The sequence below is a fragment of the Mesorhizobium sp. YC-39 genome (assembly GCF_025753795.1).
Lineage (GTDB): Bacteria > Pseudomonadota > Alphaproteobacteria > Rhizobiales > Rhizobiaceae > Mesorhizobium.
The window spans coordinates 101,334-124,813 of the sequence record NZ_JAOWPS010000005.1; the positions used below are offsets into that span (position 1 = coordinate 101,334).

22 protein-coding genes are annotated in these 23,480 nt (G+C 62.6%); 14 read left to right on the forward strand and 8 right to left on the reverse strand.

Annotated features, from left to right (window positions below; translation table 11 throughout):
* Nucleotides 1-2: 2 nt before the first annotated feature.
* Nucleotides 3-2,228, reverse strand: a complete 2,226-nt coding sequence (locus OHD62_RS26180) for a TonB-dependent hemoglobin/transferrin/lactoferrin family receptor (RefSeq protein ID WP_263788826.1) — start codon at nucleotides 2,226-2,228, stop codon at nucleotides 3-5.
* Between the two features lie 200 nt (nucleotides 2,229-2,428).
* On the opposite strand from OHD62_RS26180, the gene hemP reads away from it, so the two are divergent.
* Genes hemP through OHD62_RS26205 form a run of 5 tightly spaced genes read left to right on the forward strand, consistent with a single transcriptional unit; the run spans nucleotide 2,429 to nucleotide 6,567 of the window.
* Nucleotides 2,429-2,635 (forward strand): hemin uptake protein HemP, encoded by a 207-nt coding sequence (gene hemP / locus OHD62_RS26185; RefSeq protein WP_006335375.1) that lies wholly within the window; start codon nucleotides 2,429-2,431, stop codon nucleotides 2,633-2,635.
* A 55-nt stretch (nucleotides 2,636-2,690) separates the two neighbouring features.
* Complete coding sequence (locus tag OHD62_RS26190; RefSeq protein ID WP_263788830.1) at nucleotides 2,691-3,752, forward strand: hemin-degrading factor; 1,062 nt, start codon at nucleotides 2,691-2,693, stop codon at nucleotides 3,750-3,752.
* Between the two features lie 5 nt (nucleotides 3,753-3,757).
* Nucleotides 3,758-4,654 carry a heme/hemin ABC transporter substrate-binding protein gene (locus OHD62_RS26195; protein WP_263788832.1) on the forward strand — a complete coding sequence of 299 codons (897 nt, stop codon included), beginning with the start codon at nucleotides 3,758-3,760 and terminating at the stop codon, nucleotides 4,652-4,654.
* Between the two features lie 10 nt (nucleotides 4,655-4,664).
* Entirely contained in the window at nucleotides 4,665-5,768 is a 1,104-nt protein-coding gene (locus OHD62_RS26200) for a FecCD family ABC transporter permease (RefSeq protein ID WP_263788834.1), read from the forward strand.
* Between the two features lie 10 nt (nucleotides 5,769-5,778).
* Nucleotides 5,779-6,567 (forward strand): heme ABC transporter ATP-binding protein, encoded by a 789-nt coding sequence (locus tag OHD62_RS26205; protein ID WP_263788836.1) that lies wholly within the window; start codon nucleotides 5,779-5,781, stop codon nucleotides 6,565-6,567.
* 155 nt (nucleotides 6,568-6,722) lie between these two features.
* On the opposite strand, the gene rirA is transcribed toward OHD62_RS26205, so the two are convergent.
* Nucleotides 6,723-7,184: an iron-responsive transcriptional regulator RirA gene (rirA, locus tag OHD62_RS26210; RefSeq protein ID WP_263788838.1), complete on the reverse strand. Its 462-nt coding sequence runs from the start codon at nucleotides 7,182-7,184 to the stop codon at nucleotides 6,723-6,725.
* A gap of 297 nt (nucleotides 7,185-7,481) precedes the next feature.
* On the opposite strand from rirA, the gene OHD62_RS26215 reads away from it, so the two are divergent.
* The 3 genes from OHD62_RS26215 (at nucleotide 7,482) to OHD62_RS26225 (ending at nucleotide 10,000) form a co-directional block, all read left to right on the forward strand.
* A complete protein-coding gene (locus OHD62_RS26215; protein ID WP_263788841.1) occupies nucleotides 7,482-8,780 on the forward strand; it encodes a DUF445 domain-containing protein in 1,299 nt (432 codons plus the stop codon).
* 112 nt (nucleotides 8,781-8,892) lie between these two features.
* Nucleotides 8,893-9,321 carry a phasin family protein gene (locus OHD62_RS26220; RefSeq protein WP_263788843.1) on the forward strand — a complete coding sequence of 143 codons (429 nt, stop codon included), beginning with the start codon at nucleotides 8,893-8,895 and terminating at the stop codon, nucleotides 9,319-9,321.
* Between the two features lie 181 nt (nucleotides 9,322-9,502).
* Nucleotides 9,503-10,000, forward strand: coding sequence for a MaoC family dehydratase (locus OHD62_RS26225; RefSeq protein ID WP_263788845.1), 498 nt, complete (start codon nucleotides 9,503-9,505; stop codon nucleotides 9,998-10,000).
* Nucleotides 10,001-10,021: 21 nt separating this feature from the next.
* Here OHD62_RS26225 and OHD62_RS26230 read toward each other — a convergent pair whose 3' ends face one another.
* Nucleotides 10,022-11,431 (reverse strand): PLP-dependent aminotransferase family protein, encoded by a 1,410-nt coding sequence (locus OHD62_RS26230; RefSeq protein WP_263788847.1) that lies wholly within the window; start codon nucleotides 11,429-11,431, stop codon nucleotides 10,022-10,024.
* 106 nt (nucleotides 11,432-11,537) lie between these two features.
* Here OHD62_RS26230 and OHD62_RS26235 point away from each other — a divergent pair, with 106 nt between their 5' ends.
* Nucleotides 11,538-12,431: a DMT family transporter gene (locus tag OHD62_RS26235; protein ID WP_263788849.1), complete on the forward strand. Its 894-nt coding sequence runs from the start codon at nucleotides 11,538-11,540 to the stop codon at nucleotides 12,429-12,431.
* A 12-nt stretch (nucleotides 12,432-12,443) separates the two neighbouring features.
* On the opposite strand, the gene OHD62_RS26240 is transcribed toward OHD62_RS26235, so the two are convergent.
* Nucleotides 12,444-13,487, reverse strand: a complete 1,044-nt coding sequence (locus OHD62_RS26240; protein WP_263788851.1) for a zinc-dependent alcohol dehydrogenase family protein — start codon at nucleotides 13,485-13,487, stop codon at nucleotides 12,444-12,446.
* A 27-nt stretch (nucleotides 13,488-13,514) separates the two neighbouring features.
* Nucleotides 13,515-14,165 carry a maleylacetoacetate isomerase gene (gene maiA, locus OHD62_RS26245; RefSeq protein ID WP_263788853.1) on the reverse strand — a complete coding sequence of 217 codons (651 nt, stop codon included), beginning with the start codon at nucleotides 14,163-14,165 and terminating at the stop codon, nucleotides 13,515-13,517.
* 188 nt (nucleotides 14,166-14,353) lie between these two features.
* On the opposite strand from maiA, the gene OHD62_RS26250 reads away from it, so the two are divergent.
* Nucleotides 14,354-15,034: a response regulator gene (locus OHD62_RS26250; protein ID WP_263788855.1), complete on the forward strand. Its 681-nt coding sequence runs from the start codon at nucleotides 14,354-14,356 to the stop codon at nucleotides 15,032-15,034.
* On the opposite strand, the gene OHD62_RS26255 is transcribed toward OHD62_RS26250, so the two are convergent.
* Nucleotides 15,031-16,371: a hybrid sensor histidine kinase/response regulator gene (locus tag OHD62_RS26255; RefSeq protein WP_263788858.1), complete on the reverse strand. Its 1,341-nt coding sequence runs from the start codon at nucleotides 16,369-16,371 to the stop codon at nucleotides 15,031-15,033. The genes OHD62_RS26250 and OHD62_RS26255 overlap by 4 nt on opposite strands.
* Nucleotides 16,372-16,381: 10 nt before the next feature.
* Nucleotides 16,382-17,515: an FIST N-terminal domain-containing protein gene (locus OHD62_RS26260; protein ID WP_412177429.1), complete on the reverse strand. Its 1,134-nt coding sequence runs from the start codon at nucleotides 17,513-17,515 to the stop codon at nucleotides 16,382-16,384.
* A gap of 405 nt (nucleotides 17,516-17,920) precedes the next feature.
* Here OHD62_RS26260 and OHD62_RS26265 point away from each other — a divergent pair, with 405 nt between their 5' ends.
* From OHD62_RS26265 to OHD62_RS26280, 4 genes are all read left to right on the forward strand, one after another.
* Entirely contained in the window at nucleotides 17,921-18,421 is a 501-nt protein-coding gene (locus OHD62_RS26265) for a (2Fe-2S)-binding protein (protein ID WP_263788860.1), read from the forward strand.
* Nucleotides 18,422-18,518: 97 nt separating this feature from the next.
* Nucleotides 18,519-20,870 (forward strand): xanthine dehydrogenase family protein molybdopterin-binding subunit, encoded by a 2,352-nt coding sequence (locus OHD62_RS26270; protein ID WP_263788862.1) that lies wholly within the window; start codon nucleotides 18,519-18,521, stop codon nucleotides 20,868-20,870.
* 13 nt (nucleotides 20,871-20,883) lie between these two features.
* Nucleotides 20,884-21,681 (forward strand): FAD binding domain-containing protein, encoded by a 798-nt coding sequence (locus OHD62_RS26275; RefSeq protein ID WP_263788864.1) that lies wholly within the window; start codon nucleotides 20,884-20,886, stop codon nucleotides 21,679-21,681.
* Between the two features lie 260 nt (nucleotides 21,682-21,941).
* The gene (locus tag OHD62_RS26280) at nucleotides 21,942-22,964 is read left to right on the forward strand and encodes an acyltransferase family protein (protein ID WP_263788867.1); all 1,023 of its coding nucleotides are present in this window, start codon (nucleotides 21,942-21,944) and stop codon (nucleotides 22,962-22,964) included.
* A 6-nt stretch (nucleotides 22,965-22,970) separates the two neighbouring features.
* Here OHD62_RS26280 and OHD62_RS26285 read toward each other — a convergent pair whose 3' ends face one another.
* On the reverse strand, nucleotides 22,971-23,459 hold the full coding sequence (locus tag OHD62_RS26285; protein ID WP_263788869.1) for an SRPBCC family protein: 489 nt from the start codon (nucleotides 23,457-23,459) through the stop codon (nucleotides 22,971-22,973).
* Nucleotides 23,460-23,480: the final 21 nt, after the last annotated feature.

Sequence of the window (23,480 nt, forward strand, 5' to 3'; positions counted from 1 at the left end):
CATCAGCCTCCAAATCGCATTGTCGCCGCCAGCTTCAGCGTGACGCCGGGTTCGTAGATCACACTGGTGGCCGATACGTTCAGCGGGTTGGTGTATTTCACATCGAACAAATTGTCGGCGCGGAAGTCGACCTTGAAATTGTCGGTCGCCTGGTAGCTGGCGAAAGCGTTGACCAGCGTATAGTCCTTGGCGATCGCGTTGCCCTTCGGCTTGCCATTGTATTGCACTTCACCGCCGACGGTGAGTTTGTCTTCGAGGAAGCGCAGGCCGAGTTGCGCCGTGACCTGGGAGGAGGGGATGGTGGCAAGGTCCGCCCGTTCGCCTTCGTAGGATATGGTGTGGCCATCGATGAACGAGGCGGAAAGCCCGGCATATCCCCAGGCGGCATCGTAGAACGCTTCCATTTCAAAGCCGTCGATCTTGGCCTTGGCAAAATTCTGGTACTGGAAGCAGATCGGGATGCCCGGCCCGAAGGGGCAGCCGCTGGTCGGGTCGAACGCCGACAAGGTCACGCCGTCAATGTAATCGTCGACATTGTTGTTGAAGTAGGCAGCTTTCAGCCGCAGCGCGTCGTCGGCCTGGATCACGCCGTTGGTGCTGTAGTTGACGCCGAATTCCACGGTCTTGCCGGTTTCAGGCTTCAGATTGGGATTGGGCAGGAACGGGAAGGTGACGCCTGCCGGATGGTTGCCGCTGATCAGCGTTTCCGTCAGTGACGGGGACCGATAGCCTTCCGCGTAGGTGCCGTAGAATTGCAGTCCCGAAAGGCTTGCGCTCTCGAATGGCGAGATGCCGACGGTGATGCGTGGCGACAACCGGTCGCCGGAGGTTTCGCCGACATCGCTGTCGAGCTTGTAGCTGTCGTAGCGCAGTCCGGCGATGACTTCGAGCCAATCCCAGGTGAGCTTGTCCTGGACATAGACGCCGGAAACGTTCCGCTTGCCTGAAGGCGTGTAGAAACTGTCGCCGCCTGCCGTGCCGCCGGTCTCGACGTCGTCGCCCACCCAGTCGCCGCCATAGGTCAGTTCATGCGCGATCGCGCTGGTCTCGAACCGCGACGTGTTCCAGATGTCGATGCCGGTGGTGCCGATGTCGAAAGTCGATAGCGAACCTGCCGGCAGGACGACAGGAAGACCGGTGACCGGGTCGAAGCGGTTCTGGGGGACGAGCGTCGTCAGATCGAGGTTGGTCTTGTTGTAGGAGGCGTTGATGTGCAGATCGAGCCAGCTCTTGGCATCGTCGGTGATGTTGTAGCGGGCGGTGAAGGTGTTGGACTTCAAGTCGGCGTCGTTCACCGGGATGCCGCCGCTGATCTCGTTCCATCCGTCGCTCGAGCCGACCCAGCCGAGCTTCAATTCGCTGTTGTCGCTCGGGCGGATGGTGGTCTTGAGCAGGCCGCTCAGCACGTCGAAGCCGGTGCCGTTGACGGTGTCGCCACCGCCGTCCTTGTAGTCGTCATAGTTGCGGTAGACGACGTTGCCGAGCACGTCCCAATTTTCGTTGAAGCGGTAGGCGCCGGTGGCGCTGGTGGTCCAGCCCTCGCCATTGCTCTCGTAGCGCCCGGTGAGGGAGCCAGCCCAGGTCTCGCCCGGCTTGAGAAAATCCTCGGCATCCTTGGTGTCGAAGAAGACGACGCCGCCGATCGCGCCGGAACCATAGGTGTTGGCCACCGGCCCGCGGATCACATCGACGGATTTGATGAGTTCGGGATCGATGTAGAAGGTCGATTGCGGGCCATGGTCGGAGCGCTGGAAGTTCTGGCGGGCGCCGTCAAGGATCACCTGGACGCGACCGAAATCCTGCAGGCCACGGATGTTGATGGAGGAACTGACGCGCCTTGCGTCAGCCTGCGCCGCTACACCCGGCACACCGAAGAACACATCGCTGGGCGTCGTCGCCATGCGCCGGTCCAGCTGTTCCTGGTCGACGTGACTGGTCGAGGACAGGGATTCGATCGCCGTCTCGCCGGTGCGGCTGACGACCAGGATCTGGTCGAGCAGCGTCGCGCCCGCCGGCGCCTCGGCCGCTTCAGCTTGCTCGGCCTGTTCGGTCTGCTGTTCGTCGGTTGCCTCTTGGGCTGATGCCTGTTGAGCGCCGGCGGGTGCCGCCAGCAGGCTGATCGCTGCCGCGCCGGCCAGCAATGCGGCCAATGTCCTTGCCGTCGACCGATGCGCCGGGCCTGGATTGCCATTCTCCAGACCAAGCCGTCCCCTTTTCGCCAACCCCATGCCCCAACTCCAAAAATCCAGGTTCGATGCTGGCTGGCTTGGCGCTTGCTGGCATTTTTCATCATGTCCGGCGTCTTAAATGTTGACTCACTTAGTCCGGTATTGCACTGACTAGTAAACATGATTATTCAAGTCAAGAAATGAATCGGCATCTTCGCAACGCCTAGCCAGACGCCCGGCACAGGAAAGGGATCGAACCAATGAACACCCACAATCCCAGTGACTTTCGCTATCGCGTCCGCCGTTCCGACGACAATTCGGCTCGTTTCGACCGGGTCCCGCTTGCCGTGAGGACGCTGTCCAGCAACACGCTATTCCAGGGCGAGCACGAGATCGGCATCGAGCACCACGGCGCGCTCTATCGGCTGAAGATCACTCGCCAGGGCAAGCTCATCCTCAACAAGTGAGCCAAGGCGAGTAGCTGTAGGACAAGCAGTTGTAAGACAGGCAGGTGTTTTAGACATGGACCAGCGCGTAAAACCCGCCCCGCATGAAATCCGGCGGGCGCGGGCGGACAATCCGAAGATGCGCGAGCGCGATCTCGCCGCCCAACTCGGCATTTCGGAGGCCGAACTGGTCGCCGCGCATTGCGGCGACGGGGTCGTGCGGGTCGAACCGCGCGTCAACGACCTTCTGACCGGGCTCGAGGCTGTCGGCGAGGTCATGGCGCTGACCCGTAACGAAAGCGCGGTGCACGAGAAGATCGGCGTCTACGACAAGGTCGTCACCGGCAACCACAATGCCATGGTGCTTGGCGAGAACATCGATCTGCGCATCTTCCCGAAAATCTGGGCGCACGGCTTTGCCGTGGAAAAGCGCGACGGAGGTGACATCAGGCACAGCCTGCAGTTCTTCGATGCCACGGGCGAGGCGGTGCACAAGGTGCATCTCAGGCCCGCGTCCAACCTCTATGCCTATCAGAAGCTGGTTGCTGGGCTCGAATCGCCGAACCAGGAACCGACCGTTGCGGTTTCAGGGAGCGGGTCCGAAGACGAGGCCGAGGTCTCGGACGCGCCAGCCGGCGTCGACGATTTGCGCGAGCGCTGGAGCCGGCTTACCGATGTGCACCAGTTCTTCGGCATGCTGAAGACGCTGAAGCTCCACCGCCTTCAGGCGATGCGCATGGTCGGCCATGATTACGCCTGGCTGCTCGACAATGACGCCGTCGGCGCCATGTTCCACCATGCCGCCGAGGGCGAGATGCCGATCATGTGCTTTGTCGGCAATCGCGGCTGCATCCAGATCCACTCCGGCCAGGTCAAGTCGATCAAGCCGATGGGGCCATGGATCAACGTGCTGGACGAGACCTTCCATTTGCATCTGCGGACCGACCATATCCACGAGGTCTGGGCCGTGCGCAAGCCGACCAAGGACGGCCATGTCACGTCGCTCGAAGCCTATGGCGCCGACGGCAAGATGATCATCCAGTTCTTCGGCAAGCGCCATGAAGGCGAAAGCGAGCGCGAAGACTGGCGGTTCCTTGCCGAGAACCTGCCGCGCATTCCAAGCCCGACCGCGGCCTGAGGACAATGACGATGGTTTCTTTTTTCAAACGGGCTTTTAGGCCGGCGATGTGTCTTTCCCTGGCCTTCGTCGCGCTGCTGCCGGCTCGCGCTACAGAAGGCGCGGCGAGCTTTGCCGATAATTCGAAGATAGCAGCCATTGGCGGCTCGATCACCGAGATCGTCTTTGCGCTCGGCGAGCAGAGCCATCTTGTCGCCCGCGATTCGACCAGCCGCTATCCCGAGGCGGCACTCAGCCTGCCTGACGTCGGCTATATGCGCCAGCTTTCGCCGGAAGGTGTGCTGTCGGTCAATCCGTCGGGCATCCTGGCGCTGCATGGCAGCGGTCCGAAGGAGGCCGTCGACGTGCTGAAGAAGACGAGCATCCCCTTCATCGAGGTGCCCGAGCGCTACGATCGTGAAGGCATACTCGAAAAGATCCATATCGTCGGCAAGGCGCTCGGCGCCGACGCCAAGGCCGACGCGCTGGCAGCCGAGATCGACGCCAAGCTGGAGGCTGCCGAAAAACGGACCGCTTCGATCAAGGATCGCAAGCGCATCCTGTTCGTCCTGTCGTTGCAGGGCGGCAAGATCCTCGCCGCCGGCAGCCAGACCGCCGCCGATGGCATCATCAAGCTTTCTGGCGGCGTCAATGCGATCGACGGTTTTTCCGGCTACAAGCAATTGTCCGACGAGGCTGTCATCACCGCCAGGCCGGACGTGATCCTGATGATGAACAATGCCGGCCCAGCAGTATCGGACGACCAGCTGTTCGCCAGCCCATCCATTTCATCGACGCCGGCGGGCGTTGCCCGCAAGGTGGTCCGCATGGATGGCGGCTATCTGCTCGGCTTCGGGCCGCGCACGGCCGACGCCATCCATGATCTTGCCGTCTCGCTCTATGGCGGGCAGGTCACGGACTGAGCGAGCGACGATGGCCGACCAATCGATCGCAGGTGCGGCGGGCGTTATGGCGACTGCATCCGAAGGTGACCGTTCTGGACGCGCCCGGATCGTCATCCTGTTTTTGTGCGTGGGACTTGTCCTTGTCGTGCTGTTGTCGCTGACATCAGGCGCATCCGATGCGTCGGCCGTCAGCGTTATCAGCGACTGGCTGTTGGGTGCGGCGCCCGGCAATGAGGCGTTGAACGCTCGCGACCGCCTGATCGTCTATGACATCCGTCTGCCGCGCGTCATCCTCGGCGTGCTGATTGGCGCGGCACTTGCCGTCTCCGGCGCGGTCATGCAGGGGCTGTTCCGCAACCCGCTGGCCGATCCCGGCCTGATCGGCGTTTCGGCCGGGTCGAGCCTCGGCGCGGTGGCCGTCATCGTGCTTGGCGCCACGGTGCTGGCGCCCTTCACTTCGGCGCTGGGCACGCTTGCCTTGCCGCTGGCGGCATTTTGCGGCGGGCTGGCGACGACATTGCTGCTCTATCAGGTCGCCACCAGGCATGGCCGAACCTCGGTCGCCACCATGCTGCTTGCCGGCATCGCGCTGGCGGCGCTCGCCATGGCGCTGACCGGTATCCTGATCTTCATGGCGGACGACCGGCAGTTGCGCGACCTGACCTTCTGGCAACTCGGCTCGCTCGCCGGCGCGACCTGGCAGAAGATCGGTTCGGTCGGACCGGTCATCGTGCTGGCGCTGGCGGCGATGCCGTTCCTGGCGCGCGGTCTCAATGCGCTGGCTCTCGGTGAAGCCACCGCCGGCCATCTCGGCATCCCGGTGCAGCGGCTGAAATACACGGCGATCGTCGGCGTTTCGGCGGCGGTCGGGGCGTCTGTCGCCGTCAGCGGTGGCATCGGCTTTATCGGCATCGTGGTGCCGCATTTGCTGCGCCTGGCTATCGGCCCGGACAATCGCTATCTGCTGCCGGCGTCAGCGCTGCTCGGCGCTTGCCTGCTGCTTTTGGCCGATGCCGTCGCACGCACCATCGTGGCGCCGGCGGAGCTGCCGATCGGCATCGTCACCGCGATCGCCGGCGCGCCGTTCTTCCTCTGGATCCTGCTGCGCAAGCGTGGCGTCGTCGACCTGTGAGATGGGTTTCATGATCGAAGCGCGGGATGTTTCTGTGGCGATCGGCGGCAAACGCATTGTCGCCAATGTCGATTTCGACATGCGGCCCGGCGAAGTGGCGGCGATCGTCGGCCCCAATGGATCGGGCAAGACGACCTTCCTCAAAGCGCTGTCCGGCGATCTTGCCTATTCCGGGCAGATCAGCATCAACGGCCGCGATCTCTCGGTGATGAAGCCGGTCGAGGCCGCAACCTTGCGTGCCGTGCTGCCGCAGGCGACGACGCTGTCCTTCCCCTTCACGGTGCGCGAGATCGTCAGGCTCGGCCTGGTAGGCGGACGCTCCGGCGCGCTGCACGGCGAGGACGAGCGGCTGCCCGAACGGGCATTGACGCGCGTCGATCTCGATGGATTTGCCGGTCGTTTCTATCAGGAGCTTTCAGGCGGCGAGCAGCAGCGTGTGCAGCTTGCTCGCGTGCTCTGTCAGGTCTGGGCGCCGGTGCTCGACGGCAAGCCGCGCTATTTGTTCCTCGACGAGCCGGTTTCCAGCCTCGACATCAAGCATCAATTGATCATCATGGGCATCGCCCGCGATTTCGCCAGAAGGGGCGGTGGCGTGGTCGCCATCCTGCACGACCTCAACTTGACGGCGATGTATGCCGACCGGATTTTCGTCATGCATCGCGGCAGGCTTGCCGCCAACGGTTCTCCGCAGGACGTGCTGAGCAACGATCTGATCGAAAAAGTGTTCGATTGCCGGCTGAAGGTCGGCGCGCTGCCGCCGGGAGACATGCCGTTCGTGCTGCCGCAGTCGGTCTGTTGATATTCAGGTGATGCCGGCCTGCAAATGGCGGCTTCCTGCGCTTCCGGTGCTCACGTACTCAAATGTACGCTCCGCTCCGGTTCTCGGAAACCACCATTTTCGACTCGGCCTGACCTGAATCTCAACAGACCTCGCCAAACGCGATGTGACTGGGATCAGGCGGCCGGCGCCCGCTGCTCCAGCATATCGATGCCGAGCAGGTGCCGCACATTCGGTCGTGCCGCCACCATGTCGGCGATCGTATAGCGCGCAAGCACGGCGAAAAAGGCATTGAGCGCCTCGCGCAGTGCCGAATTCAGGGCGCAACTGTCGATCAACGGGCACTCGGCGGCATCGTTCTCGAAACATTCGGCCATGGCGAAGCTCTCTTCCGTTACCCGCACGACGTCGAACAGGCTGATCGATTCGGCCGGGCGGCCAAGCCTGACGCCGCCGTTTCTGCCCCGTACTGTCTCGACCAGACCATGCTCGACCAAGGGCTGCAGGATCTTGAAGAGAAAAAGTTCAGATACCGAATAGGCAGCAGCGATCTCGGGGATGCGGCTCAGCCGATCGGTGTTCGCTGCGCAATACATCAAGATGCGCATGGCGTAGTTGGTCTGGCGTGTCAGGCGCATTTTGTCCTCGCGAAGCAGTGGCTTGACCCTAAAACGCGCCGCGTCAAATGAGTGACGCGCTTCAGGGCCTTGTCTTTGTCCATGCCGTCGTTCCAAAAACCGCAGCGCGCTTTTGGGCGACATGACTGAATATGGCCTATACCTTGGAATAATTCCAGACAAGCACCGCATATTAGTTGAATATTATCGTCAACTTTGTGTGCGCCGCCTCGCAAATCGGATTGGGATCAAATGTGGCGCGCATTCGGCTGGGCGGGTTACTAAGTAAGTCCGCGAGATCCACCAGGGAGCGGTTCCATGTCACAACCAGCCTCGGCTTTGGCGCCCGTCGCCCGGTTCGACGCCAATGCGGACGCCAAGCTTTCGGCGCTCCGACGCACCAAATTCCTCGCTACGGCAGCGCTTGGGCTCTGCGTGCTCATATTCGCGGTGGCCAAGTCGTTCGAGGGCCGCTTTGCGTGGCTGGGTTTCGTCGCCGCCTTTGCCGAGGCCGCGACGATCGGCGGGCTGGCCGACTGGTATGCGGTGGTGGCGCTGTTCAAGCGGCCGATTGGCCTGCCGATCCCGCACACCGCCATCATTCCCGAGAATCAGAACCGCATCGCCGATAATCTCGGCCGTTTCATCGAGGTCAATTTCCTGGCGCCGGAGCCGGTGCGCGAGAAGCTCGCCGAGGTCGACTTTTCCGCGCTCGTCGCCGACTGGCTGTCGGATGCCGACCGCGCGGCCGGTCTGTCGAAGTTCGTCAGCCGTCTGGTGCCGCAAACGCTGGGCGCCATCGAGCAGTCCGGCCTGCGGGGCTTCGTCACCAGCCGCATGCTGGAACAGGTCGAAAAAGTGCCGCTGGCGCCGCTCGCTGCCGAATTGCTGTCGGCCCTGACCGACGACCGCCGCCACCAGAAACTGTTCGACGAGTTCACCAAGGTCGTCGGCCGGTTCCTGAGCGATGAAGAGGCATTGGCGACGATGCGCGAGAAGATCCGCGAGGAATTGCCGTCGCTGTTCAACCTGTTTCGCGCCGACGCCTATCTCCTGAAGAAGATCGTCGCTTCCGCCGGTTCGCTGCTAGACGAGGTCAGGGTCGATCCCGATCATCCGATGCGCGCTGAATTCGACCGCTTCGTAGAGAGCTTCATCGAGCGGCTGAGGACGTCCAAGCAATATGCAAGGCGCGCCGAGAAACTGAAGCGCGATTTCCTCGCCCGGCCGGAACTCAAGGCACTGGCCGGCGACATGTGGGAAAGCATGCGCCTGTTCATCGAGCAGGACGCCAAGGCCGAGAACTCGATGATCCGCGCCCATCTCGCCAACATGTTCGTCGAGGTCGGCCGCCATCTTGCCGGCGATCCGCAGATCAGGGCCGATATGAATCAGGGTTTCGTCGTGGCGCTGGCCTCCTTCGTCGAAAGCCAGAAGAGCGGCGTGTCGAAATTCATCGCCGACCAGGTCAAGCGCTGGGATCTTGCCCAGCTCACCAGGCTGATTGAGATGAACATCGGCAGGGATCTGCAATATATCCGCTTCAACGGCATGGTCATCGGCGGCCTTGCCGGTGTCGTGCTCTACACGGCGGAACGGCTGTTTCTCGTCAACTGAGGCGCCGCGCACACTTTGAAACGTCCTTTGCCTGTCCGAATGGACCGCGGCGCTCGGGTGCTCTATCTTCTCTACGGGTGCCGCATCCGCGGCAACAGGGGAGAGAACCATCATGGCAAAGCAACCGGATTCCGACTCCTTCATGGACATGTTCGGCAGGTTCGGCCGCGACCTGAAGTTGCCGACTGTCGATGTCGAGGCGATTCTGAGCCATCATCGCAAAAACCTCGAAGCCCTGGAAAAGTCAGCCAGGGCAAGCGCTGCCGGGGCGTCCTCTGTGATGTCCAGGCAGCGCGAGATGCTGCAGGACACGCTGCGCGAGATCACCGACATGGCTCAAAGCTACAGGACGCCGGGCAATCCGCAGGAGCTGATGACGAAACAAACGGAGTTCGCCAGGAAATCCTTCGAAACCGCGCTGAAGAATGCCGGCGAGGTTGCCGAACTGGTCAAGAAGTCCGGCACCGAATCGGTTGAGATTCTGCGCGATCGCATCAAGGAGGCGATGGCCGAAATCCGTGCTGGCTACGAAAAGAAGTAACCGGCTTCCGCCAAAGCCCGGTCGAGCCGGATTTATCCTTGCTGGATAAACCGCTTCCGCTGCGTGAAGATTGGCCACGGCGTGACTCCGACCGAATATGGCGGAACGGAATCGCATAGGGCGAATTGACAGAGGCGGTCGGTTCGTGGTCCGAGGCAGGCCAGCGATCGGGAAAGCAGGAATGACGCAAGCACGGCCGAGGACGCCGCCGACCTATGAGCAGCTCAGGACCATGGCCGGGCAGGAACTTGGCGTGTCCGATTGGACAACGGTCGATCAGAACCGCATCGACCAGTTTGCCGAATGCACAGGCGACCATCAATGGATCCATGTCGATCCTGAACGGGCAAGGCGGCAAAGCCCGTTCCGCACCACCATCGCGCATGGCTATCTGACGCTGTCGATCATCGGCGCGCTGGCGCTCGACATGGGCATCGTGCCGGAAAATACGCAGGCCGCCTTCAATTACGGCTTCGACAAAGTGCGTTTCCTGTCGCCTGTCCGTGTCGGCGCGCGCATCAGGTTGCGTACGACGCTCCTGTCCATGGAAGACAGAGGGCCGGGCCAGTACCTGATGAAGGCGGCAAACACCGTCGAGATCGAAGGCGAACAGAAGCCGGCGCTGATGGCTGAAACGTTGGTCATGCTGTATGAGCGGCGGAGGAGGGCCGGCGCGTGAGGCAGCACCAGGCCCGGGCGGTCAGTCACAACGTGACATCGCCTTTTCAAGCACCCTGAAGATCCGCTCATCTGCGCATTGCGCGACGTTGAAGCGCATGAAGCGGCTGGCCGTCTGAGACAGGCTGAACGCATTGCCGGGCGCCAGCACAATGTTGGCCGACAAGGCGTATCGGGCGATATCGGCGGCATCCATCCCCTCCGGCAAGCTGCACCACAGGAACATGCCGGCCGGCTGGTCGATCCATGGCGTGATGCCGATGGCTTTCAGGCGGGTGGTTGTTTCGGCCATGGCGCGTGACAGACGCGCCCGCAGCAAATCCATATGCTTGCGATAGAGGCCGTCCTTCAACAGGCTCAGCACAAATTCAGAGGCGAGCCGCCCGCTGCCAAAGGATGTGGCGATCTTGATGTCGATCAAGCGTTCCATCCAGTCGCGAGGCGCGGCGATGAAGCCGCAGCGCATCGATGCCGAAAGCGTCTTTGAGAAGCTGCCGATATGGATGACCCGGCTGAGACCGTCGAACGCCGCCAGCCTGGGGGCGGGCGTGTGTTCGAAATCGGTAAAGATATCGTCTTCGATGATGGTCAGATCAGACTGGTCGGCGAGCTTGAGCAAGCGGTGCGCGGTGACCGGCGACAGAATTGCGCCCGTCGGATTGTGCAGGGCGGAATTGGTGATGTAGAGGCGCGGCCGGTGCTCGGCCAGCGCCTGCGCGAACTCTGCGATATCCGGTCCCGACGGAGTGTAGGGGACGCTGACGACCTTGGCCCTGTGCGCGCGCAAAAGCGCATGGAAGTTGAAGTAGCAGGGGTCGTCGACCAGCACCGCGTCACCGGGTTCGATAAGGAAGCGACAAAGCAGATCGATGGCCTGCGTTCCCGATTCGGTCAGCATGATCTGGTCGGGAGAGGCCTCGATGCCGTGCCCGGCAATGCGCCGCGACAGCAGGTGGCGCAAGGGCGGCAGTCCGAGCGGCGTGCCATAGTCGGTCAGCGCGACATTGTCGGCGCGCGCCAGCGTCCGCAGCGCCCGACGCAATCCGGTCTCCGGCATCCAGGAGGCCGGCAGCCAGCCGCAACCTGGCTTCAGCACGTCCTCGCCCGCTTCCAGCGATTGGCGCGAAATCCAAAGCGGATCGACGGCACGGTCGAGCCGGGGGCCGATCTCGGCCAATGACAAAGGCGCAAGTGGCCCGGCAGCATAGTAACCCGAACCCGGCCGCGACCGGATATCCCCTTCGGCGGCAAGACGTTCATACGCGTCGACCACGGTGGATTTGGAGACCTGCATGGTCTTGGCAAAGGCACGAATCGACGGCAATCGTGCTCCCGGCGTCAGGATCCGTGCGGCAATCCGGTGCCTGATCGTTGCCATGACGCTTTCGACAAGCGTCCCGTTGCCCTCGCTTTCTGTCGTCAGATCATCCATCCGTACTGCTCACTAGACCATGACAGTTTCTTAGAATTGTACTGCATTGTCTCTGGTAATGCCACCGTCTTGGCCCGATAGAGAGCGACAACATCAGGAACTGGCGATGGACAAGACGGCGAGCGGCTGGATCAGCGGATTCATAGGCGTGCTGATTTTCAGTGGCTCGCTGCCGGCGACTCGCGTGGCGGTGATGGATTTCGATCCGACATTTCTCACATCGGCCCGAGCGGCGATTGCCGGGCTGCTTGGTCTGGCAATGCTGCTCTTGTTCCGGCAGAAACGTCCGGAGCGCGGGGATCTGCTGTCGCTGGTGATCGTCGCTCTGGGCGTGGTTGTCGGCTTTCCCTTGCTGACCGCCCTAGCGCTGAAACACGTCACCTCGGCCCATTCCATCATCTTCGTCGGCCTGCTGCCGCTGGCGACCGCGATCTTTGGAGTCATTCGTGGCGGCGATCGTCCAAGACCGGCGTTCTGGCTGTTCTCGTGCCTTGGCAGCGCCCTCGTGGCCGGCTTTGCGCTGACGCAAGGCGTGTCGGCCTCGCCGGTCGGCGATACTTTGATGCTTGCCGCCATCATTGCCTGCGGTCTTGGCTATGCCGAAGGCGCCGCACTGTCGCGCCGGCTCGGCGGCTGGCAGGTGATCTGCTGGGCGCTGGTGCTGTCACTGCCGGTGATGCTCACACTGACGGTGATGACCATGCCACCGTCGTTTGATGGCGTCGGCGTCAACGCCTGGATCGGCCTTGCCTATGTCTCGCTGTTCAGCATGCTGATCGGGTTTGTGTTCTGGTATCGCGGGCTGGCGCAAGGGGGCATTGCTGCCGTGGGGCAGTTGCAGCTTCTCCAGCCCTTCTTCGGCCTCGCGCTGGCGGCGACGCTGCTGCACGAGCAGATCAGCCCGGTGATGATCGCCGTCACGGTCGCCGTGGTGCTTTGCGTCATTGGCGCCAAGAGGTTCGCCAAGCAGAGGCTGCCGCAAGAGGTGGCTGCGGAGTGACTGTGTCGCCCGCTACTGGAATTTGGTCACCACCCCGATGCCAATGCCTTCGAAACTGCCCATCGCCATCAGCGCGGCCGGCGCCTCCTCGAGGCTGATCTTCTTGCCGACCAGGAGTTCGGGCTTGAGCTTGCCAGTGCGGATCATCTCCATCATCGCCTGGTAGCGAAAAGCCTGCATGCCATGGCTGCCGCGGATTTCGAGTTCGAAGGCGATCACCTTGTCCATCGGTATCTGCGGCCTGGCGTGCTCCCCGAGCATCAGGCCGACCTGCACGTGCCGGCCGCGCCGGCGCAGGTTCGCAATCGAGTTGAACGACGTCGTCGGATGGCCAAGCGCGTCCATTGACATATGCGCACCGCCATTGGTGATCTGCTTGACTGCTTTGACCACATTCGGCGTCTTCGCGGCGTTGATGGTTGCCACCGCGCCGATCTTTTTGGCGAAGTCGAGCTTCTCGTCGGTCAGGTCGATGGCAATCACGTTGGCGCCCATCGCGCTGGCGATCATGATCGCCGACAGGCCGACGCCGCCGCAGCCATGCACGGCCACCCATTCGCCCGGCGTCACCCGGCCCTGGTCGACGATGGCGCGGAACGAGGTGACGAAGCGGCAGCCGAGGCTGGCGGCGGTGGCGAACTCCATCTCCTCCGGCAAGCGCACCAGATTGGTGTCGGCATAGTCGATGGCGACATATTCGGCGAACGAACCCCAGGCGCTGAAGCCGGGCTGGAACTGGTGCTCGCAGACCTGATGATTGCCGGACGTGCATTCGAAGCAGCGGCCGCAGCCGACGGCGAACGGCACGGTGACGCGTTCGCCGGGCTTCCAGCGGGTCACTTGCTTGCCGGTGGCGACCACGACGCCGGCAAGCTCGTGCCCCGGCACATGCGGCAGGCGGATGCCGTCGTCATGACCCATCCAGCCATGCCAGTCGCTGCGGCAGAGCCCGGTCGCCTCGACCTTGATGACGACGCCTTCCGGTGCGGGCGTTGGATCGGCAACGGTCTGGATCGTCGGCGCTTCGCCGAACTTTTCGAAGACGACGGCTTTCATAGGCAATTCCTCATGCTTCTTGCGCCGCTATTCGGCATCGATCTGGTTCTCCGGCGCGGCTTTCTGGAAGGCCGGCAGCGCCATGCAGGCGGCGTGGACGCGGGTTATCGTCGGGTAGGGCGTCAGGTCGACGCCGAAACGGGCGTTGCTGGCGATCTGTGCGACCAAGCAGATGTCGGCCAGGCCCGGCAAATCGCCATGGCAGAATGTTCCCGTTTTAGATGAGGAAGCCAGTATCTTTTCAAGCGGCTGGAAACCCTCGTTCACCCAGTGCCGGAACCAGTTGACGACGTCCTCGTCACCGGCGCCAAACAAGGTGCGAAGCGAGGTCAGCACACGCAGGTTGTTCACCGGATGAATGTCGCAGGCGATCATCTGTGCCAGCATCCTGACGCGCGCGCGACCCAGCGCATCCTTCGGCAGCAGCGGCGGCTCGGGGCTTGTTTCGTCGAGGAATTCGATGATCGCCAGCGATTGCGTCAGCAACGTGCCGTCGCCCAGGATCAGCGCCGGCACCAGGCCCTGCGGATTGACCGCGAGATAGGACGGTTCCAGATGCTCGCCGTGCCGAAGATGATGCGGCACGTACTCGTAGGTGAGGCCCTTCATCTCCAGTGCGATCCGCACGCGGTAGGAGGTGGAGGAGCGGTAGTAATTGTGGAGGACGATGTCGCTCATCAGGTCACGCTTGATTGCTGGCCGCACATTCGACCGATTTGGATGGCCGGGCAAGGCATGGCGGTTCGGAAAAATTGCCATCTCCGCCCTTCGCCGGGGATGGCGATGTACTATTTGGCAATAATCTGACCATGGTCGCAGGACTATCCTGCGCCAGCTAAGCCGAGCAACCGAACCGAAACGAGCCCATGACAGCCAGTGACCGCGCCCGGTTCTTGATCATCGACGACCATCCGCTGTTTCGCGAGGCGCTGCACAGCGCCGTGCAGATGGCCTATCCGGAGGTCGACACGGTGGAGGCGCGCACCATCGCCGAGGCGCTCGAGCTTCTGGCGGATGCCAAGCCATTCGATCTTGCCTTGCTCGACCTCAGCATGCCCGATGTGCATGGTTTTGAAGGGCTGCTGCAGCTGCGGACCCGTTATCCGCGCCTGCCGGTGGTCATCGTTTCGGGCTATGAAGAGCCTCGGATCATTTCCGAGGCGCTGTCCTATGGTGCCGCCGGCTTCATCCCGAAATCGGCGCGCAAGAGCGACTTGGCCGCGGCCATCCGCTCGGTGATGGACGGCGCCATCTATGTGCCCGAAACCTATGAAGGCCAGCCGCCGGACGCGGAGAGCGCCGACCGCGCCGAGATGGTGCAGCGTCTTGCCAAGCTGACGCCGCAGCAGCTCAGGGTGTTGCAGATGCTGCGCCAGGGCCTGCTCAACAAGCAGATCGCCTACGAGCTGCAGGTCGGCGAAACCACGGTCAAGGCGCATGTCTCCGAGATACTGCGCAAGCTCAATGTCTACAGCCGCACGCAGGCGGTCATCGAGGTTTCAAAGCTGGACAATGCCGAGCTGTTTCGGGATCAGGCGGGGTTTTAAGCCAGCAAATGCGCCAGCAGCGCCCTTAATTGCGCCGGTTTCAGCGGCTTGCGCATCAGCTCGATGCCGGCTGCGCGGGCGGCTTTCACAACGGCTTCGGTACTGTCGGCGGTGACGATCAGCGCCGGCACGGCGCGGCCGAGATAGTCGCGGACTTCGGCGATGGTGGCGGTGCCGAGATCGCCGCCGTCGAGATGCTGATCGGCAATGATGATGTCGGGTACCCAGTCGGTGTCGCCAAGCATGTCGAGCGCCTCGTCGGTGGAAGTGGCGGCGCGCACCAGGCATTGCCAGCGTTCGAGCAGGAACGTCATTGCCTGCAGCACCTCGGCGTCGTTCTCGACCAGAAGCACCTTCGTGCCGAACAGGCCGTAGCCGCGCGGCCGCTCCATGTCGACTGCGTTGGCGATGGCGTCGGCCGTGGCGCCGATGCCGACCGGAACGTCGATGTGGAAGATCGTGCCGTGGCCGACCTTCGAGGAAAACGTCACGGGATGGCCGAGTGCGGCCGCGATGCGGCGCACGATAGCAAGGCCAAGTCCTAGCCCGCCCCCGGCAAGCCCGGCATCGGCCGAGATCGTGCCGCGGTGGAATTCCTCGAACACGGCCTCGCGCTGGTCGTCGGGGATGCCGCAGCCGGTATCGGCGACGTCGATGCGGATCGTGTCGCCGCGATGCCTGGTGCCGACCAGCACGCCGCCGGAGCGTGTGTAGTGCAGCGCGTTGGACAGAATGTTCTGCAGGATGCGGCGCAGCAAGGTGCGGTCCGAACGCACGACCGCATTGACCGGCCGGAACTTCAGCGTCAGCCCCTTCATGTCGGCGACTGGCAGGAAATCCGAGCGCAGCGATGAAAACAGCGTTTCCAGACTGACGTCGCCGATGTCGGGCTGCACGACACCGGCATCAAGCTTGGAAATGTCGAGCAAGGTGCGCAGCAGATCCTCCATCGTCTCCAGCGACCGCTCGACCTGCCGGACCAGTTTCTTGCCTTCGTCGGAGGTCTGCACCTCGGCCAGCGCCGAGACCGACAGATGCGCGGCGTTCAGTGGCTGCAACACGTCGTGGCTGGCGGCCGCCAGGAACCTGGTCTTGGACAGGTTCGCCAGCTCGGCGTTTTCCTTGGCGGCACTGAGATCGATGTTCGACTGCTCCAGCCGGCGCAAGGTCGAGTGCAGTTCCTCGGTGCGCGTACGCACGCGATTCTCGAGCGAAATCGCGGTCTGGAAGAGCGAGAAGGCATTGCCTTGCTGGTCCATCGATCGCTCGACGCGGCTGACCAGCGCGGCGTTGATCTTCTTCAGCTTCTCCAGGTCGGTGATGTTCCTGAGCGGCATGGAAAATGTCCTATTCCGCCGCCTGGCGTTCGCCGAAGGCGATGCCGGTAAAGGTCTGGTTCAGATGCATCGACCGGTATTGTTCGCCATAAGTGCCGAAGCCGATGACATTGTTGACCCGGTAGAGTTCCGAAATGTCGCGAAAGACCTGTCGGTTGCGGGCGTCGAGCCGGCGCAGCACACAGTCGAAGCCAAGGATCATGTCGATGCCGCCCAACCTGTTCTCGACGTCCCGCAAAGCGGCACGCGTCGATTCCACCATGTCCTTGGGCTGGGCGATGGACAGGACGACGCCATCGTCGATGGCGCAGAAGAACGACAGTGAGCCGTCCGGATGCATTCTCTGGATCGAGCGGCAGTAATATTCGCCACCCACCTTCACCACCACCGGATGCGAGGCGAAACTCAGCGGCGTCAGCGTCTGCGCGACGATGCCGACCGAAGCGGCATATTCCTCGGCGGCATTGATGGCGTTGAACTCGCGCACGATGCGATGATCAGGATCGGACGCTGTCACCACCAGCTTCTCGTCGGTGGGAACGAAATTGTCGGTCTTGAACACGTGGAAAGGAATCTCGGTGGCGATCAGCACGATGATGGCGCTGTCGGAGGCGACCTTGCCATTCGAGATCAGCCGCGTCGTCTCGAATTTGAGATCGTCGCCCGCCGACCCGCCGATCAGCGGAATGTCGTCGAGGCCCCAATGGATGGCCGAGGTTACCGCTTCCTCGGCATAGGACAAGCCGTCGATGAAGCAGAGCGCGAAGGTGCTTTTGGCCCGCTCAGGCCCGCTCCCGCGCAACGAACGCCTGAGTGCCTCGACTTCGCCGGTGATCTTGTCCATGCCCGACGAGGACAGATTTTCGACCATGGTGCTGGCCGCCGAAAACGATGCGGAGGGAAGCAGCATCGCCAGGATATGGCCGTCCTCCAGGCCTTGGGGCGTGATCTCGCCAGCGGTCGAGCAGCCGGCATAGCTTAGCGCCGGCGCATGGATCTTCAGTGCATCCGCCAGGGCGGCCGCCTCGACAAGGCTTTGCGAAAAGAACAGCAGGGCGAAGCCGGCGTCGATGGCGGCGGCTTCCACCGCCACTGCCCGGGCGAACGCATCCGGGTCAGGCTCGTCGGTGGTGAGCGCCGACAGGCCGCAAGCATAGCGCGTCCGTGAACTGGCCAGCGGCTCCTCCTGTCGTTTTCTCCGACGCGCTGTTGTTCGCGATTCTTTGTTCGCCTTGGGCGCGGGGGGCGTCGAAAGCCATTGTTGTCTTCAAGTGGCGCTTTGGCAATGGCCGATCCACCACTTGTCGCCCAGCCACTCATCGCCGGCCGGCGGTAGCGCACTGCGATCGAAGTTTTCGGTTCATGCCACCGTTTCTCCAGCGTGACCGAAAGTACAATATGCGGATTTTCGGGCGAACTGCATTCTCACGACTTCGGGATTTCGGGCCGCTTTTTCCGTGCGTTACACGGGTGGAGGAAGAGCGAACAGCCGGAGCGCGCGCGCCGCATCGGCGACGGAACGACCAAGGTAATTACCCAGGGAGGTTTCATGTCGGACATATCGTTGACGGTGAACGGGAAGCGGGTCAGCGGCGTCGCCGAAGACCGCACGCTGCTGGTTCATTTCCTGCGGGAGAATCTCGGCCTCACCGGCACGCATGTCGGTTGCGACACCTCGCAATGCGGCGCCTGCGTGGTCCATGTCGACGGCAAGGCGGTGAAGTCCTGCACGATGCTGGCGGTGCAAGCCTCCGGGTCGACAGTGCTGACGATCGAAGGTCTGGCCAACGGTGCCGACCTGCATCCGGTGCAGGCGGCGTTCAAGGAGCATCACGGGCTGCAATGCGGTTTTTGCACGCCCGGCATGATCATGGCGGCGACCGACATGATCAGCCGCCATCCCGAAGGACTCGACGAGGCCACGGTGCGCGTCGAGCTCGAAGGCAATATCTGCCGCTGCACCGGCTACCACAACATCGTCAAGGCGATCCTCGCCGCATCGGCGACGATGTCGAAGGGGGCGAAGGGCAAGGCCAAGCAGGCGGCATGAACAGGGCAATAGGCAGTAGGCAGTAGGGAACCAAAGGGCAACCCCTTATTGCCTTACTGCCCTACTCAACTATTCCCTAAATTCCGGAGGAATTCTTATGGGCATTGAAGGCGTTGGCGCTCGGGTGGCGCGCAAGGAAGACAAGAGGTTCATCACCGGCGCCGGCCGCTATGTCGACGACATGGTGGTTCCCGGCATGAAGCATGCGGCCTTCGTGCGCAGCCCGCACGCACATGCGCAGATCAAGAAGATCGACGTCAAGAAGGCGCAAGGCATGCCAGGCGTCATCGGTGTGCTGACCGGCAAGGAGCTCAAGGCAGACGGTATCGGCAATCTCATCTGCGGCTGGATGATCCATTCCAAGGACGGCTCGCCGATGAAGATGGGGGCGTGGTCGCCGCTGGCCTTCGACAAGGTTCGCTATGTCGGCGACGCGGTGGTCGTCGTGGTCGCCGAAACCAAGGGCCAGGCGCGCGACGCGGCCGAAGCGGTCGACATCACCTATAAGGAATTGAAGGCGGTCGTCGATGCGCCGAAGGCGCTCGAAAGGAGTGCGCCGCAGATCCATCCGGAAGCCGAAAGCAATCTGATTTTCGACTGGGAACTCGGCGATAGCACGGCGACCGACGCGGCGATCAAGGCCGCTGCCCATGTCACCCGCATGAATATCGTCAACAACCGGCTGGTGCCCAACGCCATGGAGCCGCGTGCGGCGCTTGGTTATTATGACAAAGCCGAGGACCACTACACGTGCTGGACGACCTCGCAGAACCCGCATCTCGCGCGCCTGGTGATGAGCGCCTTCTACAATGTCGCGCCGGAAAACAAGCTGCGTGTCATCGCGCCTGATGTCGGCGGCGGCTTCGGCTCGAAGATCTACATCTATCCCGAGGAGATCGTCTGCCTGTGGGCCTCGAAGAAGACCGGCGTGCCGGTCAAATGGGTGGCCGACCGCACCGAGAGTTTTCTCACCGACGCCCATGGCCGCGACCATGTCTCGACCGTGGAAATGGGCTTTGACAAGAATAACAGGATCACCGGACTGAAGGTCGACACCATCGCCAATCTCGGCGCCTATATGTCACTCTTCTCGTCCTGCGTGCCGACCTATCTCTATGCGACGCTGTTGTCGGGACAGTACGATATTCCGGCGATCCACGCCAATGTGCGCGCCGTCTACACCAACACCGCGCCGGTCGACGCCTATCGCGGGGCAGGGCGGCCGGAAGCCACCTATCTGCTCGAACGTACGATGGAGACGGCCGCGCGCGAGCTGGGCGTATCGCCGGCGGAGCTTCGCCGCGCGAATTTCATTACATCGTTTCCACACCAAACGCCGGTCATCATGAACTATGACGCCGGCAACTATGCTGCCTCGCTCGACGCGGCGATGGCGGCTTCCGACTATGCCGGCTTTGAAAAGCGCAAGGCGGCCGCCGCCAAGAGAGGCAGACTGCGCGGCATTGGCATGAGCAATTACATAGAGGCCTGCGGCCTCGCGCCGTCAGCGGCCGTCGGCAGTCTTGGAGCGGGTGTAGGTCTTTGGGAAAGTGCCGAAGTGCGCGTCAACGCCGTCGGCACGATCGAGGTGCTGACCGGTTCGCACAGCCATGGCCAGGGCCATGAGACGACCTTTGCGCAATTGGTCAACCAGCGTTTCGGCGTGCCGATAGACAGCGTCTCGATCGTTCATGGCGACACCGACAAGGTGCAGATGGGCATGGGCACCTACGGTTCGCGCTCGGGTGCGGTCGGCATGTCGGCCGTTGCCAAGGCGCTCGACAAGGTCGAGGCCAAGGCCAAGAAGATCGCCGCCCATCTGCTCGAGGCCGATGAGGGCGACATCGTCATCGAAAACGGCGCGCTGAAGGTGGCGGGCACCGACAAGAGCGTGCCGTGGTTCCAGATGGCGCTTGCCGCCTACACCGCCCACAATCTGCCTGGCGGCATGGAACCAGGGCTGAAGGAGACGGCGTTCTACGATCCGTCGAACTTCACCTTTCCGGCCGGCTGCTATGTCTGCGAGGTCGAGATCGATCCGGAAACCGGCACGACCGAGATCATCCAGTTTGTCGCTGCCGACGATTTCGGCAACATCATCAATCCGATGATCGTCGAGGGCCAGGTGCATGGCGGCATCGCGCAAGGCATCGGGCAGGCGCTGCTGGAGGGTGCCTTCTACGATGCCAGCGGCCAGCTGCTGACGGCGAGCTACATGGACTACACCATGCCGCGCGCAAGCGATCTGCCGTCGTTCAAGGTCTCGACATCGAACACGCCGTGCCCGGGCAATCCGCTCGGCATCAAGGGCTGCGGCGAGGCCGGCGCCATCGGCTCACCGCCGGCGGTCATCAACGCCATTACCGACGCTATCGGCGTTACCGATATCGCCATGCCGGCATCGCCATCCACGGTCTGGGCGGCGATCCGGGCGGCGACGAAGCACTGAGGGGGAACAAACCATGTATTCAGTCAACTACCACCGTGCCGCCTCGGTCAATGAGGCCGCCAAGCTGATCAAGAGCGGCGATGCGAAGCTGTTGTCGGGCGGCATGACGCTGATCCCCGCGATGAAGACGCGGCTGGCCGCCCCTTCCGACCTCGTCGATCTGTCGCGGATCAAGGAACTGCAAGGCGTCAAGGTGTCGGGCAAGACCATCGCCATCGGCGCCGGTACCACGCATCATGAAGTCGCCGCCGACGAGAAGCTGAAAAAGGCCTGTCCGGCGCTTGCCCATCTGGCGTCGCTGATCGGCGACCCGGCGGTGCGCTACAAGGGTACGATCGGCGGCTCGATCGCCAACAACGATCCGGCGGCCGATTATCCGGCAGCACTTCTTGCGCTCGACGCCACCATCGCCACCAACAAGCGCGAGATTGGCGCCGACAAGTTCTTCAAGGGCCTGTTCGAGACGGCGCTGAAGGATGGCGAGATCATCACCGCGGTGACTTTCACCGCGCCGGCCAAGGCAGCCTATGAAAAGTTCCGCAACCCCGCCTCGCGCTATGCGATCGCTGGCGTGTTCGTGGCCAAGGGCAAGGATGGCGTCAGGGTCGCCGTCACCGGGGCCGGCGACGACGGCGTCTTCCGCTCGAAGGAGATCGAGGCAGCGCTGGCCAAGAATTTTGCCGCCGCGGCGCTGGACGGCATGAAAGTGCCGGCGAAGAATTTGATGAGCGACATCCACGCCTCGGCCGACTACCGCGCCAATCTAATCGCGGTGATGGCCAAGCGCGCGGTGGCTGCCGCCAACGCCTGACATCAGCCAGATCCTGATGCATGAAGGGGGCCTTTCGGCCCCTTTTGCATCTTTGTTTCACGCCATCCCCCGGGGAAAGCGCATGCGCTTTTCCCGGGAAAACCGCTGTGCACTTTTCCTGTAGTTACCTTCGGTGGCCATCTCGCACTTGCACAAGGCGATATTGCACTGCAATATGGCGCCGACCACGCGAGCCGGGTTCGGAGTCTTCACCACGAGCTGCAGCCCTTTTCGCATCATCCAATGCGAAGGGAGTCGGCATGACGGACATCTCCGCGACGCATGTCGTTCCGTCCCGGTCGGCCGCCGACACTGCGTCGAGAACAAGGCTGGCCTATCTCGACGGATGGCGCGGCCTGTCGATAGCACTGGTCCTGATCGGCCATTTCTTTCCCGTTCCCGGCATCAATCTCGGCGTCATGGGCGTAGAGTTCTTCTTTGTGCTCAGCGGTCGGCTGATGGCGGAAATCCTCTTTATCGAGCGTTATCCGCTGAAGAAATTCTTCAAGCGCCGGTTCTCGCGCATCTATCCGGCGCTACTGGTTTTCGTCGTCGTCTCAATGATTGCCCTATCCGGCACCTTCATCGCCTTCAAATGGAAGGCGGCGCTGACGGCGCTGACGTTTACCTATAATTATGCTGGAATTCTCTTCACCCGGGCCGGCGCGCTGGACCATATCTGGTCGCTCTGTGTCGAAGAACACGCCTATGTCATCCTGGCGCTGATAAGTTTCGTCATTTCAAGGCGTAGCCGCGTCATCGCGCTGCTCGGCACGCTGTCGGTGCTGGCCATGGCGAACGGCGCCATTTCGTATTGGGTGCTCGGCATAGATTACGAGGCCACCTATTGGCGAACTGACGTGCACATCGCCTCGATCCTGCTGTCGGCGGTGATTTGCCTGCTCAAGGCCGACGACAGGCTGCCGGCCTTGTTCAGGGGTCCGCATGTTGCCCTTGCGGCGTCCGCCGCGGCAGTTCTTCTGTTCATTGATCAGGTACCGACGCCGATCCACTACCTGGTGGCCGTGCCGCTGCTGGCGCTTGCCGTCAACTCGCTCGACTTCAGTGCGCGCTACCTGACTGGATTCTTGTCCTCGCGGCCGATGGCGATGCTCGGGCTGTGGTCCTATTCGCTCTATCTGTGGCAGCAGCCCTTCTACAAATTCGTCTATTCGCAAGGCAGTGCGCCACTGCCCATGCTGGCAGGCGTGTTCGCCTGCGCGCTGTGCAGCTACTACATCGTCGAAAAGCCGGCCCGCGCCTGGCTGAACCGCAACTGGTAGGATGGATCAGGTCCGCAAGCCGTTTTTGCGTGCCGATAAATAACGGCGCAGGCCAGCTTCGCCGCGCGGCGTCGTCCAGCGATGGTTCCACGCGAAGGCAGGCCGCAGCAACGGCGCCAGCAATTTCAGGATCGGCCGCTCCACCGTCACCTGCCAGGTCAGCTTGACATGGGTGCCGGTCCCGGAAGGGGCCAACTCCGCGCGCCACAGGCCGTCGAAGTCACCGATCGTCTTGACGCCGACGAGCTTGCCTGGATCCATCTCGACGGCCTCGATGATGAAGTTCAGTTCATAGGGCAGGGCGCCGCGTGCGCGGGCTCTCGCTCTCGAGCCGACCAAGCCCTTGCCCTTCCTGTCGAGCGGCACGGCCTCCTTGTAGACATCGCCCCACCAGAGCGGCAGCAACTCGGCATCGGACAGCACGTCCCACACCTCTTGCGGAGTCGCTTCGGGGATGTCCCAGCTTTCGTCGAAGCGGAAGACATTGCTCGGCATGGTGTTTTGCACCCGGCTGGC

Coding starts and splice junctions, on each gene's coding strand:
- maiA (WP_263788853.1), bottom strand. CDS start 14,165: ATGAGCGACATCGTCCTCCACAATTACTACCGCTCCTCCACCTCCTAC.
- OHD62_RS26255 (WP_263788858.1), bottom strand. CDS start 16,371: ATGCCGCTCAGGAACATCACCGACCTGGAGAAGCTGAAGAAGATCAAC.
- OHD62_RS26220 (WP_263788843.1), top strand. CDS start 8,893: ATGGCAAAGCAACCGGATTCCGACTCCTTCATGGACATGTTCGGCAGG.
- OHD62_RS26200 (WP_263788834.1), top strand. CDS start 4,665: ATGGCCGACCAATCGATCGCAGGTGCGGCGGGCGTTATGGCGACTGCA.
- OHD62_RS26235 (WP_263788849.1), top strand. CDS start 11,538: ATGGACAAGACGGCGAGCGGCTGGATCAGCGGATTCATAGGCGTGCTG.
- OHD62_RS26230 (WP_263788847.1), bottom strand. CDS start 11,431: ATGGATGATCTGACGACAGAAAGCGAGGGCAACGGGACGCTTGTCGAA.
- OHD62_RS26205 (WP_263788836.1), top strand. CDS start 5,779: ATGATCGAAGCGCGGGATGTTTCTGTGGCGATCGGCGGCAAACGCATT.
- OHD62_RS26270 (WP_263788862.1), top strand. CDS start 18,519: ATGGGCATTGAAGGCGTTGGCGCTCGGGTGGCGCGCAAGGAAGACAAG.
- OHD62_RS26225 (WP_263788845.1), top strand. CDS start 9,503: ATGACGCAAGCACGGCCGAGGACGCCGCCGACCTATGAGCAGCTCAGG.
- OHD62_RS26195 (WP_263788832.1), top strand. CDS start 3,758: ATGACGATGGTTTCTTTTTTCAAACGGGCTTTTAGGCCGGCGATGTGT.
- OHD62_RS26190 (WP_263788830.1), top strand. CDS start 2,691: ATGGACCAGCGCGTAAAACCCGCCCCGCATGAAATCCGGCGGGCGCGG.
- rirA (WP_263788838.1), bottom strand. CDS start 7,184: ATGCGCCTGACACGCCAGACCAACTACGCCATGCGCATCTTGATGTAT.
- OHD62_RS26240 (WP_263788851.1), bottom strand. CDS start 13,487: ATGAAAGCCGTCGTCTTCGAAAAGTTCGGCGAAGCGCCGACGATCCAG.
- OHD62_RS26265 (WP_263788860.1), top strand. CDS start 17,921: ATGTCGGACATATCGTTGACGGTGAACGGGAAGCGGGTCAGCGGCGTC.
- OHD62_RS26280 (WP_263788867.1), top strand. CDS start 21,942: ATGACGGACATCTCCGCGACGCATGTCGTTCCGTCCCGGTCGGCCGCC.
- hemP (WP_006335375.1), top strand. CDS start 2,429: ATGAACACCCACAATCCCAGTGACTTTCGCTATCGCGTCCGCCGTTCC.
- OHD62_RS26275 (WP_263788864.1), top strand. CDS start 20,884: ATGTATTCAGTCAACTACCACCGTGCCGCCTCGGTCAATGAGGCCGCC.
- OHD62_RS26180 (WP_263788826.1), bottom strand. CDS start 2,228: ATGGGGTTGGCGAAAAGGGGACGGCTTGGTCTGGAGAATGGCAATCCA.
- OHD62_RS26285 (WP_263788869.1), bottom strand. CDS start 23,459: ATGCCGAGCAATGTCTTCCGCTTCGACGAAAGCTGGGACATCCCCGAA.
- OHD62_RS26215 (WP_263788841.1), top strand. CDS start 7,482: ATGTCACAACCAGCCTCGGCTTTGGCGCCCGTCGCCCGGTTCGACGCC.
- OHD62_RS26250 (WP_263788855.1), top strand. CDS start 14,354: ATGACAGCCAGTGACCGCGCCCGGTTCTTGATCATCGACGACCATCCG.